The organism is Saccharothrix coeruleofusca, from assembly GCF_014648515.1.
Taxonomy (GTDB): domain Bacteria; phylum Actinomycetota; class Actinomycetes; order Mycobacteriales; family Pseudonocardiaceae; genus Actinosynnema; species Actinosynnema coeruleofuscum.
The window spans coordinates 90,989-103,742 of record NZ_BMRG01000010.1 but is presented as its reverse complement, the minus strand read 5'-3'; the positions used below and the strand labels follow the sequence as shown (position 1 = coordinate 103,742).

The window sequence follows — 12,754 nt, the reverse complement described above, 5'->3', positions numbered from 1 at the left end:
GCAATTGAGCCTGCCGCCCGGCTCCGCAGGCTCATCGAAGCGAGCCGACGAGACAGCTGATCGAGCAGCTTCCCGGTCTGAGTCGCGAACCTCGGCCCACCCGGTGGCCCAGGTGAACCGAATCGTGCTGGCCAACCGGCGCAACACCTCAGGTCGCGATCCAGGTCACCTGGGGCGCGACAAAGCACGACCTCGGTTAGTTACCTGTTCGAACAGGTGATCATGCGCTCCGCCTGAGTGCGTCACGGGCGGTCCTCGACGGGACTCTGCCGACACCGGTCATCAGGAGTCCACAACGGACGGAAGCGGAGGCACCATGCCGGTCACCCACCTGGACGTCGGCAACACCGCTGTCCCGCCGATCGACCACCAGGTCGGCACGATGGGCCGGGTCCGCTGCACCCCGTTCGAGGCCGTGAAGGCGAACGCGCAGGCCGCCGTCCTGCTCGACTTCTCCGGGACACCGGTTGAGCCCGCCGGAGGCGGCGACCACCGCGGGAGGTGGGTACGGTCGCGGCATGACAACGCCCAGCCGGGCCCTCGTGGAGGACCCCCTCGCGCGTCACCACCCGGTGAGCTTCGCGATCTTCGCGCTGGCCCGCCAGCACCGCGCCCTGGCCGCCGCGCTGCTGGCCGACTGCGGCCTGTTCCCAGGGCAGGAGCTGATCCTGATGCAGCTGTGGGAGCAGGACGGCCGGTCGCAGAAGCAGTTGGTCGAGGCGCTGAAGCTGGACCACTCGACGATCGCCAAGTCGGTGCGGCGGCTGGAGAACTCGGGACTGGTGGTCCGCACCGCCGACGAGTCCGACGCCAGGGTGAAGGTGGTCTCGCTCACCGCCGAGGGACGCGCGCTTGAGGAGCGCACCAAGGCCAAGTGGCGAGAGCTCGAAGAGGCCACCACGCGGGGGCTGACCGAGCAGGAGCGCCGCCAGTTCGTCGCGCTGGCTGCCAAGGTGGTCGACCAGCTCGGCTGACGGTCGGACCCGTCCCCCGGTCGGGTCCGGCGGAGATCCGCGCCACATAATGTGGTCGGCCACATAAAATCCGGCGCATCATGTGGTCGACCACACGATGAAGGGAAACCGATGGACGAGCAGTTGTGGACCCCGGTCAAGGTGGGGGACATCTCGCTGGAGCACCGCCTGGCGATGGCACCCATGACGCGCGACCGGGCGACACCCGAAGGGGTGCCCACGGAGCTCAACGCCCTCTACTACGCCCAGCGCGCCTCGATGGGACTGCTCATCACCGAGGGCACCCAGCCCTCCGCGGACGGGCAGGGCTACCTGCTCACCCCCGGCATCCACACCGAGGAGCAGGTCGCGGGGTGGCGGCGGGTCACCGACGCCGTGCACCACGCGGGCGGGCACGTCGTCATCCAGCTCATGCACGCGGGCCGCATCGCGCACCCGGCGAACACCCCGCACGGCAGGCAGCCGGTGGCGCCGTCCGCGGTGCGCCCGGCGGGCGTGATGTTCACCTTCCAGGGCGCCCAGGAGATGCCGGAGCCCCGCGAGCTGAGCACTGAGGAGGTGTCGGCCACCGTCGAGGACTTCCGCGCCGCCGCCGCCAAGGCGATCGAGGCGGGCGCGGACGGCGTCGAGATCCACGGCGCGAACGGGTACCTGGTGCACCAGTTCCTGGCAAGCAACACCAACCGGCGAACCGACCGCTACGGCGGTTCGATCGCCAACCGCATCCGCTTCGCCGTCGAGGTGGTGGAGGCCGTGGCCGACGAGATCGGCGCGAACCGCACGGGCATCCGCCTGTCCCCCGGCAACCCGTACAACGACATCGCCGAGGACGACACCCGCGAGCTGTACTCGGCGCTGGTGCGGGCGCTGGCCCCGGTGAACCCGGCCTACCTGCACGTGGTGCACGGCGACGACGCGGAACTGGTGCGCGAGCTGCGGGAGCTGTGGCCGACGGCCTTCCTGCTCAACCGGCCCGGCGCCGACATCGACACGCGGGTGCGGGACATCGACTCGGGCCTGGCCGACGTGGTGACCGTGGGCGTGCAGGCGCTGGCCAACCCCGACCTGGTCGAACGGCTGCGCACGGGCGCGCCGCTGAACACCCCGGACCCCGCTTCCTTCTACGGCGGCGACGAGCACGGGTACACGGACTACCCGTTCCTCTCCCGATGACCGGCGCACTGGCCGACCAGGTGGCCGTGGTGACCGGTGCCTCGCGGGGGATCGGCGCGGCCGTCGCCAACCGCCTGGCGCGGGACGGCGCCGCGGTCCTGATCACCTACTCCTCGTCGGCCGACGCCGCGCGGCGAGTCGTGGACGGCATCAACGAGCGGGGTGGGCGCGCGGCGGCGGCGCAGGCCGACAACGCCGACTCCGACGCCGTGCGGGCCGCGGTCGCGCGGGCGGTCGAGCTGTTCGGCCGACTGGACGTCCTGGTCAACAACGCGGGCATCGGCGCCCCCGCGCCGCTGGAGGAGCTGTCGGACGAGGACCTGGACCAGCTGTACCGGGTGAACGTGCGCGGGACCTTCGCGGCGACCAGGGAGGCGATCAAGCACTTCGACCGCGGCGGGCGGGTGATCACCACGGGCAGCGTCTTCGCCGAGCGGGCGCTCGTCCCCGGCATGGTCGGCTACTCCGCCACCAAGGCCGCGCTGGTCGGGTTCACCAAGGCTGCGGCCCGCGAGCTGGCGCCGAGGGGGATCACCGTGAACCTGGTCCAACCGGGCGCGGTGGACACCGACCTGAACCCCGCCGACGGAGCGGACGCCAAGATCATGCGCGTGGCGACCCCGCTGGGCCGCTACGGCGTGCCCGAGGAGATCGCGGGCCTGGTCGCCCACCTCGCGGGGCCGGACGCGGGCTTCATCACGGGCGCGACCCTGAACGTGGACGGCGGTTTCGCCACCTGACCGACCCGCGATCTCCGGTCCGCCGCGCTCCCGTCCCCGACGCGGGAGCGCGGCGGGCCGGAGATCGGCGACCGGCGCTCACACCGGCCCGTCGTCCTCGCCCAGCGCCCGGCCGAGGTTGCCCTCCAGCCGTTCGAGCACCCGCCGCACGGCGACCCGCTCGTCGTCGAGGCCGCGCACCGTCATCTCCTCCAGCCCGCGCCAGTTCAGCTCGATCTCGCGGCGCAGGGCCTGGCCGGCCCGCCTCGGGCACGCGCACCTCCTCGCACCGCGCAGGGCCGCCGCCGTGCGCCGCGCACATCGTAGGCGCGACCGCACCTGACCGCGGTCGGCCGAGGGCGCTCTAAGCGTCCGCCGTGGACGATCGGATGGCGCGGCCACCCCGCGTGGCCGGGGTCTCCGACTCACGTCGGGTGAGCACCAGGGGGCCGTCCTCGGTGATGGCCACCGTGTGCTCGGAGTGGGCCGCGCGCGAGCCGTCCGCCGACCGGATGGTCCAGCCGTCGGCGTCGTAGACGATCCGGTCGGTCGTGCGGGCGAACCAGGGTTCGAGAGCGAGGGTCAGCCCCGGCCGGAGCCGGGGGCCGCGCCCCGGCTTGCCCTTGTTGGGCACGTGGAGGTCCTCGTGCATGGTGCGGCCGATGCCGTGGCCGCCGAACTCGGTGTTGACCGGGTAGCCGTGATCGCGGGCCACCGCCCAGATGGCCGCCGAGATGTCACCCAGGCGGTTGCCCGGACGCGCCGCGTCGACCGCCGCCTCCAGCGCTTCCTCGGTGGCGCGGATGACCCGCAGGTCCTCCTCGGCCGCGGTGCCGACCACGATCGTGCGCGCCGAGTCGGCCGCCCAGCCGTCGATGCTGACCGCGAGGTCGGCGCTGAGCACGTCGCCGTCGCGCAGCACGTAGTCGTGGGGCAGGCCGTGCAGGACGGCGTCGTTGACCGACAGGCAGATGACGTTGCGGAAGGGGCCCTTGCCGAAGGACGGGGCGTAGTCCCAGTAGCACGACTCGGCCCCGCGCTCCGCGATCATGCCGCGCGCGTGGTGCTCCAGGTCGAGCAGGTTGACGCCCACGTCGGCGAGTCGGCCGACCTCGGAGAGCACCTCGGCGACGAACCGCCCGGTCACGTGCATGCGCTCGATCTCCGCAGGCGTCTTCAGCTCGATCACGATTACCTCGCGTCACGATGGTCGGTATAGTTATACCGGACACTAGCACTTGCCGGTATAGTAATACCAGTCGTATCCTGGGGGCATGGTCCGCCAACCGCTCACGCCCGAGCAGGTCGAAGCAGGCAGGCGCCTGGGTGCCCGGCTGCGCCGAGCGCGGGCCGGACGCGACCTGGCGGAGGTCGCCCACGCGGCGGGCGTCTCGCCGGAGACCCTGCGCAAGATCGAGACCGGGCGGCTGCCCTCCCCCGGCTTCGGCACCATCGTCTGCCTCGGCGAGGCGCTCGGCCTGCCGGTGCAGGAGCTGGCCGCCGCCTGGCGGGGCGACGACCTGCCGCTGGGAGCCGTCTCGTAGCCGTCCCCGTGGACACCTGCTCGCCGAACCGCGCGGGCTACGCCGCGTGGAGCCGGGCGCGCAGCTCCGCCGGGGAGCGGTCCAGGAATCCCCCACCTGCCCCCGGCTGTCGATCACCTCCGGCGGATGGGCGCGGTCGGCGCGCAGGCGCTACGGGACGTAGACGATGCGGTCGTCGGTCCGCGCGTCCCACGTCTCGGCGATCCGGGCGAGGGGCACGGGCCGCGACCGCACCTCGATCTCGCCGCTGTGCACCGCGACGGCCAGTTCCGGCAGCTCCTCGAGGAGGTCGCGGGGCGAGAGCGACCCGATGCCGCTGCCGCAGAGCTGGAGCCGGGAGGCGCGCAGCAGCGCGGAGTCGACGGGAGCGGTCTGCCCGGCCACCGACCCGATCTGGATCCAGTCCAGCGGGGCTCGGCGGTCCCGCCGGGTGGTGATCATCGCGGCCATCGCCAGCGCGGCGGGCTCTCCCCACACGTAGTCGATGACGACGTCGACGTCGGCGGCGCGGTCGGCCTGGTCGAAGGTCACCGTCTCGTCCGCGCCCAGGTCGGTCAGCGGGGCGAGCCGGGCGGCGTCGCGCCCGGCGGCGATCACGCGCTCGGCGCCGAACCGCTTGGCGATCTGCACCGCCATGCGCCCGGAACTGCCGGTGGCGCCGAGCACGAGGACGCTCTGGCCCTTCTGGAACGCGATGCGGCGGCGCAGCGCGACCCAGGACGACATGGCCGGGTTCATCGCGGCGGCGATGCGCACCGGGTCGACGTCGTCCGGCAGCACCACGCTGCGCCTGGGGTCGATCACCGTCCGCTCGGCGAAGGTGCCCGCAGCGCCCTCCACGACCGCGTACCTGAGGTTGCCCTGCTGGTCGCGCACGACGCCGTCGACGCCGGGCACGAGCGGGAACGTGCCGTTGCTGCTGTAGTGCTGCCCGGTCGCCCGCGCCTTGACCAGCCGGTGCAGACCGGCCGCGAGGACCTCCACGACCATCTCCCCCTCGCCGCCCACGACCGGGTCGGGGTGCTCGCCGTAGTGGGGCGGGGTGTCGAAGCTGGTGACGATTGCGGCGTGCACGGATCGCTCCTCAAATCGGTTTGTACTACCAACTACATCCAGGATGGTTGGTAGTACAAACCATGTCAAGTAGGATCACGGCATGAAACCTGACGACGCGCTCGAGGACGCCCTCGTCCGGGTGTCCTTCCGGGTGATGGCCGTGCTCACCCGCATCGGCTCGGAGCACGACCTGTCGCTGACGCAGCTGCGGCTGCTCGGCCTGCTGCGCGACCGCAGGCCGCGCATGACCGACCTCGCGGCCTTCCTGGGCCTGGACAAGTCCACGATGTCCGGTCTGGTCGAACGCGCCGAGCGGCGCGGCCTGGTGGCACGGGGCAAGTCCCCGGAGGACCGCCGGGTGGTCGACGTGACCATCACCCCGGCGGGACGTGAGCTCGCCGAACGGCTGCAGGAGGAGGTCAACGCGACCCTCGCGCCCTTCACCGACCGCCTGGAGCCTGCCGACCGCCACCTGCTCACCCACCTGCTCGACACCATCGCGGGCAACTCGGGGCACAGCGACGAGGAGAGGTGGCTCAACGCGCCGTGAGCCCGGTGCGAGTGCGCTTCCCAGCCCCACCGGACCGCCGCGGCACAGCGGATCGGGAGCAACGACAGCACCAGGCCACTGACCTCTGCCCGTTCGCCGCCACCTCGACCACGCCCGGCTGTCCACTGTGGCCGGTCGACGTGCCGCTGCGCGGGCAGTGGGCGAGCGAGCACTGCGACGATGCGGACGCCCCGACCGCGAACACGATGGTCCGCCGCGGGTTTCACCGCGCGTGCCGCGACCTGGCAGGCGGATTCTCACCAGGTTCCTACCGTCCTCAGTGCCGATTCCGGTGCTGTGCGGTGAAAACCTCGGCGAGAATCACCGGCGACGGTCGAAACGGGGGGAAGGAACTGGATGACCCGCACCGTGCTGATCGCCGATGACGACCGCGCGATCCGCGAGTCGCTCGTCCGCGCGCTGGAGCTGGAGGGCTACTCCGTGGTCGAGGTCGACGACGGGGTGAAGGCGGTGACCCGAGCGCGCGGGCAGCGGTTCGACGTCCTCGTCCTGGACGTGTTGATGCCGGGGCTCGACGGGCTCGGCGTCGTCCGGCTCCTGCGGGCGGAGGGCGACCAGGTGCCGGTGCTGATGCTCACCGCGATGGTCGAGACCTCCGACCGGGTCGCCGGTCTGGACGCGGGCGCCGACGACTACCTGCCCAAGCCCTTCGAGCTCGACGAGCTCCTCGCCCGGCTGCGCGCGCTGCTGCGCAGGGCCGAGCCGTCGGCGGACACCGGTGACCGCGCCCTGTCGGTGGGCGCGCTGCGGCTGGACCCGGCCAGTCGCCGCGCGTGGTGGGCGGCGACCGAGCTGAACCTGACCAAGACCGAATTCGACCTGCTGGAGCTGCTCATGCGCAACGAGGGCGTGGTGCTCGACCACTCGACGGTCTACGAGCGGATCTGGGGCTTCGACTTCGGCGGGGACTCCAAGAACCTGGCCGTCTACGTCGGTTACCTGCGGCGCAAGCTGGCCGCGGCGGGAGCCTCGTCGGTGATCCACACGGTGCGCGGCGTCGGCTACGCGGTGCGGTGCCCGTGAACCTCGCGACCCGATTCGCCCTCGCCTTCGCCCTCGTCGCCGCGCTCGTCGCGGCGGTGGTCGGCGTGCTCGGCTTCCGCTCCGCGGTCGAGCGCGTCAGCGGCGAGGTGGAGCGCGGCCTGCGCACGGCCGCCGCCGCGGTCATCGACGGGCACCACGCGGTGCTGCACCACCCGGTCACCAACGCCACCGACGGCGAGGGCGGGAAGGAGCCGCTGCCGCTGACCGCGCAGCGCGTGGCAGCCGACGGCACCACCACGCCGCTCGGCGGACGAGCCGTGACCTTCCCGGTCAGCGCCGCCGACCGGGCGCTCGCCGCCGGAGCCGACCGCGGCGCGACGCGCATGGCTGAGGTGATCGTGCGGTACGACACCTACCGGGTGCTGACCACGTCCCTGGGGGACGGCGGCGGCGCGGTGCAGGTCGGCATCGACATCAACCAGTCCCGGCGGGTGATGAGCGGGTTGGCCAAGGAGATCGCCGTGCTGGCCCTGCTCGTGGCCGCGGTCGCCGCCTGCCTGGGCTGGGTGCTGGCCCGCCGGATCACCCGGCGGCTGGTGCGGCTGACCGCGACCGCCGAGGAGGTCAGCGCCACCGGCTTGGGCGCGGGCGGGGTGCCGGTGCGGGGGCGGGACGAGGTGGCCCGGCTGTCGTCGTCGTTCAACACCATGCTGCGCAGGCTGGCGGACGCGCGGGAAGCGCAGGAGCGGCTGATCCAGGACATCGCGCACGAACTGCGCACGCCCCTCACCAGCCTGCGCACCAACGCCAGCGTGCTGCGCCGCCTCGACCGGCTCGGGCCGGACTCGCGCGCGCGGCTGCTCGCCGACGTGGAGGGCGAGACCAGGGAGCTGTCCCACCTGGTCGACGAGCTGATCGCGCTGGCGCTGGCCAGGGGGGTCGACGAGGAGGACAGCGACGTCTACCTCGCCGAGGTCGTCCGCGGCGCGGCCACGCGGGCGCGCCGCCGCACCGAGCGCGAGATCGACGTCGACTCCGACCGGACGCGGGTGCGGGGGCAGCGGCTCGCGCTGGAGCGCGCCGTGGGCAACCTGCTGGAGAACGCGGCGAAGTTCGACACCGGGGGCACCGGCGCCATCACCGTCAAGGTCCGCGCGGGCACGATCGCCGTGTCCGACCGCGGCCCCGGCCTGGACGCCGGGGACCTCGACCGGATCTTCGACCGCTTCTACCGCGCGGACACCTCGCGATCGCTGCCCGGCTCCGGTCTGGGCCTGGCCATCGTGGCGGGTATCGCCGAAGCCCACGACGGGACGACCTTCGCCAGGAACCGGGCGGGCGGCGGGGCGACGATCGGCTTCACCATCGGCGCCCGCAGGCTCCTGCCCGCCCCCGACGCCGCGAGCAGTCCCGCCCCCGGTTAGACCCGGACCGCGCCGACCTGCTCGCGGATGGCCACGTCGATGTCGGTGGCGGTCAGGCCGAAGGTGCGGGCCGTCTCGGTCGCGTCCAGGTGGAACGGGGCGTACCACTGGTAGTCCATCTCGGCCATCTCGCGGGCCATCGGCACGAGCACCCCGGCCGCGCGCATGGCGAAGCGCGGCAGCTGGACGAGCTTGATCGGGGGTTTGCCCGCCGCGGCGGCGTAGCGCCGGGCGAGTTCGCGGATGGTGATGGCGGGCGGGGACGGCACGTGCCAGGCCCGCCCCCACGCCCGCTCGTCCAGGGCGAGCGTGACCAGCGCCCTGGCCATGTCGCTGTTGCACGTGAAGGTGTGCGGCATGTCGAGGTTCCCCGGGATGAAGGCGGCGCGGCCCTTCTCCATGGCCGGACCGAGGACCAGGGAGTAGAGGCTGACCGCGTCCTTGCCGACGTAGTCGGCGCCCCGGACCTCGACGGTGCGGATGCCAGCGGCAAGCGCTTGCTCCCACAGGCGCTTGCGCAGGCGGCCCTTGCGCCCGGTGGCGGCCATCGGGGTGCGCTCGTCCATCCGCCCCCCTGGCTGCTCGCCGTAGGCGTACAGGCCCGCGGTGAGGACCAGGACCGCGTCGTTGGCCTTCGCCGCGGCGATCAGCGCCGTCTGCAGTGGCGGCAGCTCGCGCTCCCACGAGGTGTACGAGGGCGGGTTCGCGCAGTGGTAGATCGCCTTGGCGCCGCGGGACAGCTCGATCGCGCGGGTCGCGTCGGACGCGTTCGCGGCGACGCGCTCGACCAGGGGGTGCTCGGGACCCGAGCCGCGGCGCGTGACGATCCGGACGGTCTCGCCGCGCTCGGCCAGCAGCCGCGCGACGTTCGTGCCGATGGACCCGGCCCCGATGATGACGTGTTGAGCCATGGCTGGCTTTCCTCCGGGATGACCGCTCCTCGCCGGGAGCGGCGACCGCGTGGGCGGCATCGCGGGCGAGCGCGACGCCGCTGAGCGGTGGTTCGGTTGACGTGGGCTGGTTCCGGGCGCGGTCAGTCGTCCACACCGGAGCCCTGGTAGGCGGGCACGCCTGCCAGCAGCTCGGCCACCCTGGGGTTGTGCGCGTTGCGGCGCCGGTGCAGCTGCTGGATCTTCGCGTTCAGCTCGGGGTCGTCGTCGTCGCTGACGTCGAAGATGTGGAGCTCCTCGGCCAGGTCCAGCCCGATGCTGTCGGTGTGGTAGGTCGTCGGGTGCGTCAGGTACTCGAAGAGCCCGTCCAGGTCCTCCACGACGAACACCGCGCTGTACTGGAAGTCGCCGCCGTGGTCGCGGCCCACGACGAAGGACTTGACCGCGGGGATCGAGCGGCCCTGGGCGCGCCACCCCTCCAGCGCCGCCTCGATCTGCTCCGGCGTCGCGCTCGCCTTCACCTTGGCCCGGTTGATGTGGTAGATCACCGCTCGCCTCGTTTCTAACGACGTTAGATCTTCTAACGTCGTTAACCTAACGGCGGCGCGGCGACGCTGTCAAGGAAGGGGCGACTACTGTCCTGGGAAACCAGCGAAGCGGAGTGACGGGACATGCCCAGCAGCACACGACGCGCCCGCGAACGGGCGCGGACCCGCGACCGGATCGTCGAGGTCGCGCTGCACGTCCTCGAAACCGAGGGCGCCGCCGCGTTGACGATCCGGCGCATCGCGGCCGAGGTGGAGTACACCGCACCGGTGGTCTACCAGCACTTCGCCAACAAGGACGCGCTCGTGCTGGAGCTGATCGCGCACGGCTACGACCTGATGCTGGCCCAGGCCAGGCGCATCGCCGACGAGGAACCCGACGTCGACCGGCGCGTGCTGCGCGTGGCCCGCGAGTACGTGCGGTTCGCGGGCGAGCACCCCTCCCTCTACCAGGCCATGAACGACAGCGCGGTCGACGCGGACGCGCGCAGGCGCGCCGCGCAGCCGACCGTCGACCTCCTGCTGGAGCTGCTCACCACCTGGTCGGACGCGCACGGCGTGGTGCTGGCCGACCACGCCGACGCCTGCGAGATCGTGTGGGGAACGCTGTACGGCATAGCCTCGCTCGGCCACTTCGACACCATCGGCGGCCAACGCGCGCAGCGGCTCGCCGAGCAGGCGCTCGGCGCGATCCTCCTCGGCTGGCGCGGCCAGGGCGGCGGATGAGCCCCGGCGGCCCTCAGACGAGCCGGTGGTCGTCGTTGACGGGACGGCGGGAGGCCCGCCTGCGGTCGGCGACCTGCCGCCACTGGTCGCCGTAGACGAGACCGATCATGTCCTCCTCCGCCATGACGTCGTGCGGGAAGCCGAGCTCGGGAGCGCTGATCTCGTCGAGCCCGCGCAGGACCTCGTCGTCGAGGGTGACCTCGAGCGCGCCGAGGTTGGCGGCCAACTGCTGCTCGCTGGTGGCGCCCAGCAGCGGGATGACGGTGCCGGGCCGTGCGCGCAGCCACGCGAGCGCGACCTGGGCGGGGGTCCAGCCACCGGCCTCGGCGACGGCGACGACCTCGCGCACCACGTGGTCGCCGCGCTCACCGCTGAAGTCCCAGCCGCCGCGGGTGAGGCGGCCCTGCGCGCCGTCGAGGTACTTGCCGGTCAGCCGTCCCTCGGCGAGCGGGCCCCAGGCGACGACGGCGAGGTCGTGGGCCTGCGCCATGGGCGTCAGCTCGGACTCGACCGAGCGGGCCAGCAGGTTGTAGCGCAGCTGGACGCCGACGAACGGCGACCAGCCGCGCAGCTCCGCGAGGGTGTTCGCCTGCGCGATCTCCCACGCCGACCAGTCCGAGACCCCGACGTGCAGCACCTTGCCCGCCCGGACCTGGTCGTCCAGCGCGCGCATCAGCTCCGGCAGCGGGGTGAGGGTGTCGCGGGCGTGCACCCAGAGGACGTCGACGTAGTCGGTTTCCAGACGGCGCAGGCTGGCCTCCAGCGAGGTGACCAGGTTCTTGCGGTGGTTGCCCGCCGTGTTCAGGTCGCCGGGCGCGGTCTGCGCGGTGTACTTCGTCGCGAGCACGAAGCGGTCGCGACGACCCCGCAGGGCGCGGCCGATGATCGACTCCGAAGTGCCGCCGGTGTAGACGTTCGCGGTGTCGATGAAGTTCCCGCCCGCGTCGGCGTAGAGGTCCAGCATCCTGCTGCTGGTCTCGGCGGGCGCACCCCACCCCCAGTCCTCGCCGAAGGTCATGGAGCCGAGCGCGAACTCGGAGACGCGGATGCCGGAGCGGCCCAGAAGCGTGTAGCGCATGGATGTCCCTCGTGTTAGTGCCGATCGGGAAGGCGTGGCGAGAGCTCGCCCGCAGCCCCCACGCTGCCCCGCCGCGCGGGCGGCGACCAGGCCGGCGACTTCCCGGGTGCGGCGCACCCAGGAACCCGGCGCGGTGGCGAAGTAGCCTCGGGGGCGTGGACGACGAGGGGTTGGGAGCGTTCCTGCGGGCACGCCGGGCGGCGGCCCGGCCGCATCCGGCGGCTCTCACGGGATCGGGGTACCGGCGGGTGTCCGGGCTGCGGCGCGAGGAGGTCGCGGTGCTCGCCGGCCTCAGCGCCGACTACTACACCCGGCTGGAGCAGGGTCGCGAGCGGCACCCGTCCGAGCAGGTGCTGGACGCGCTGGCCCGCGCCCTCGACCTGGACGCCGACGCGCGGGCGCACGCCTACCGCCTGGCCAACCGCACCGCACCGGGCACCCCGGCCGCCGGTGGCGGGCGGATCGGCCCCGAACTACCCGGGCTGCTGGAGATGTGGCTGACGACGCCCGCCTACGTGATCAACCGCACCTTGGACGTCGTCGCCGAGAACGAACTCGGGCGGGCGCTGCACTCGGGCTTCGCCGAGACCGGCAACCTGGCCAGGATGACCTTCCTCGACCCCGCCGGACGCGACTTCTACGCGGACTGGGAGGTAATGGCGCACTCCGCCACCGGACACCTGCGGCTGGCGCAGGGCCACGACCCCCGCGAGCCGAGGCTGCTCGAACTGCTCGACGAGCTCACCACCGGCAGCACGGCGTTCCGCGACCTCTGGCAGCGGCACGACGTGCGCGGCAAGACCGGGGAGTCCAAGCGGTTCCGGCACCCCGACGTCGGCCTGCTGACGCTGGACTACCAGACCTTCGACGTGCGCGGCTCCTCCGGCCTGCTGCTGGTCGTGTACCACGCCCCGGCGGACAGCCCCAGCGCGGACGCCCTGGGCCTGCTCGGCTCGCTGGCCGCCAGCCGCGACCGACGGGGCGAGTCCTCCGCTGTCCCGCGGGAACGCTGATCCCGTAAGAACTCGGTAACCGGCAATCCCGCCGCGCACGACCGGCCGTCCGGTTGG

Annotated in this window: 14 protein-coding genes; 9 read left to right on the top strand and 5 right to left on the bottom strand. The window is 72.8% G+C overall.

Features of this window, described 5'->3' with window-relative positions; translation table 11 throughout:
• The first annotated feature begins 518 nt into the window (after positions 1-518).
• From IEZ00_RS23160 to IEZ00_RS23150, 3 genes are all read left to right on the top strand, one after another.
• On the top strand, positions 519-974 hold the full coding sequence (locus IEZ00_RS23160; RefSeq protein WP_189225418.1) for a MarR family winged helix-turn-helix transcriptional regulator: 456 nt from the start codon (positions 519-521) through the stop codon (positions 972-974).
• A 111-nt stretch (positions 975-1,085) separates the two neighbouring features.
• Positions 1,086-2,147, top strand: a complete 1,062-nt coding sequence (locus IEZ00_RS23155; RefSeq protein ID WP_189225417.1) for an alkene reductase — start codon at positions 1,086-1,088, stop codon at positions 2,145-2,147.
• On the top strand, positions 2,144-2,887 hold the full coding sequence (locus IEZ00_RS23150) for an SDR family NAD(P)-dependent oxidoreductase (RefSeq protein ID WP_189225416.1): 744 nt from the start codon (positions 2,144-2,146) through the stop codon (positions 2,885-2,887). The genes IEZ00_RS23155 and IEZ00_RS23150 overlap by 4 nt, the downstream gene beginning before the upstream one ends.
• A gap of 343 nt (positions 2,888-3,230) precedes the next feature.
• Here the strand turns inward: IEZ00_RS23150 and map are convergent, their stop codons facing one another.
• Positions 3,231-4,055 carry a type I methionyl aminopeptidase gene (map, locus tag IEZ00_RS23145; protein ID WP_189225415.1) on the bottom strand — a complete coding sequence of 275 codons (825 nt, stop codon included), beginning with the start codon at positions 4,053-4,055 and terminating at the stop codon, positions 3,231-3,233.
• Between the two features lie 85 nt (positions 4,056-4,140).
• On the opposite strand from map, the gene IEZ00_RS23140 reads away from it, so the two are divergent.
• Positions 4,141-4,410, top strand: a complete 270-nt coding sequence (locus IEZ00_RS23140; protein ID WP_189225414.1) for a helix-turn-helix domain-containing protein — start codon at positions 4,141-4,143, stop codon at positions 4,408-4,410.
• A 150-nt stretch (positions 4,411-4,560) separates the two neighbouring features.
• On the opposite strand, the gene IEZ00_RS23135 is transcribed toward IEZ00_RS23140, so the two are convergent.
• Positions 4,561-5,484, bottom strand: a complete 924-nt coding sequence (locus IEZ00_RS23135; protein WP_189225413.1) for a quinone oxidoreductase family protein — start codon at positions 5,482-5,484, stop codon at positions 4,561-4,563.
• Positions 5,485-5,566: 82 nt separating this feature from the next.
• Between IEZ00_RS23135 and IEZ00_RS23130 the strand changes: the two genes are divergently transcribed.
• From IEZ00_RS23130 to IEZ00_RS23120, 3 genes are all read left to right on the top strand, one after another.
• The gene (locus IEZ00_RS23130; RefSeq protein ID WP_189225412.1) at positions 5,567-6,016 is read left to right on the top strand and encodes a MarR family winged helix-turn-helix transcriptional regulator; all 450 of its coding nucleotides are present in this window, start codon (positions 5,567-5,569) and stop codon (positions 6,014-6,016) included.
• A gap of 357 nt (positions 6,017-6,373) precedes the next feature.
• Positions 6,374-7,060, top strand: coding sequence for a response regulator transcription factor (locus tag IEZ00_RS23125; protein WP_189225411.1), 687 nt, complete (start codon positions 6,374-6,376; stop codon positions 7,058-7,060).
• Entirely contained in the window at positions 7,057-8,445 is a 1,389-nt protein-coding gene (locus IEZ00_RS23120; protein ID WP_189225410.1) for a sensor histidine kinase, read from the top strand. The genes IEZ00_RS23125 and IEZ00_RS23120 overlap by 4 nt, the downstream gene beginning before the upstream one ends.
• On the opposite strand, the gene IEZ00_RS23115 is transcribed toward IEZ00_RS23120, so the two are convergent.
• Positions 8,442-9,356 (bottom strand): NAD-dependent epimerase/dehydratase family protein, encoded by a 915-nt coding sequence (locus IEZ00_RS23115; RefSeq protein ID WP_189225409.1) that lies wholly within the window; start codon positions 9,354-9,356, stop codon positions 8,442-8,444. The two genes, IEZ00_RS23120 and IEZ00_RS23115, sit on opposite strands and share 4 nt — an antisense overlap.
• 122 nt (positions 9,357-9,478) lie before the next feature.
• Positions 9,479-9,883, bottom strand: coding sequence for a Dabb family protein (locus tag IEZ00_RS23110; RefSeq protein ID WP_189225408.1), 405 nt, complete (start codon positions 9,881-9,883; stop codon positions 9,479-9,481).
• Between the two features lie 123 nt (positions 9,884-10,006).
• On the opposite strand from IEZ00_RS23110, the gene IEZ00_RS23105 reads away from it, so the two are divergent.
• On the top strand, positions 10,007-10,606 hold the full coding sequence (locus tag IEZ00_RS23105; RefSeq protein WP_189225407.1) for a TetR/AcrR family transcriptional regulator: 600 nt from the start codon (positions 10,007-10,009) through the stop codon (positions 10,604-10,606).
• A 13-nt stretch (positions 10,607-10,619) separates the two neighbouring features.
• Here IEZ00_RS23105 and IEZ00_RS23100 read toward each other — a convergent pair whose 3' ends face one another.
• Complete coding sequence (locus IEZ00_RS23100; RefSeq protein ID WP_189225406.1) at positions 10,620-11,684, bottom strand: aldo/keto reductase; 1,065 nt, start codon at positions 11,682-11,684, stop codon at positions 10,620-10,622.
• A gap of 155 nt (positions 11,685-11,839) precedes the next feature.
• Here IEZ00_RS23100 and IEZ00_RS23095 point away from each other — a divergent pair, with 155 nt between their 5' ends.
• Positions 11,840-12,697, top strand: a complete 858-nt coding sequence (locus IEZ00_RS23095; RefSeq protein ID WP_189225405.1) for a helix-turn-helix transcriptional regulator — start codon at positions 11,840-11,842, stop codon at positions 12,695-12,697.
• The last annotated feature ends 57 nt before the right edge of the window (positions 12,698-12,754 follow it).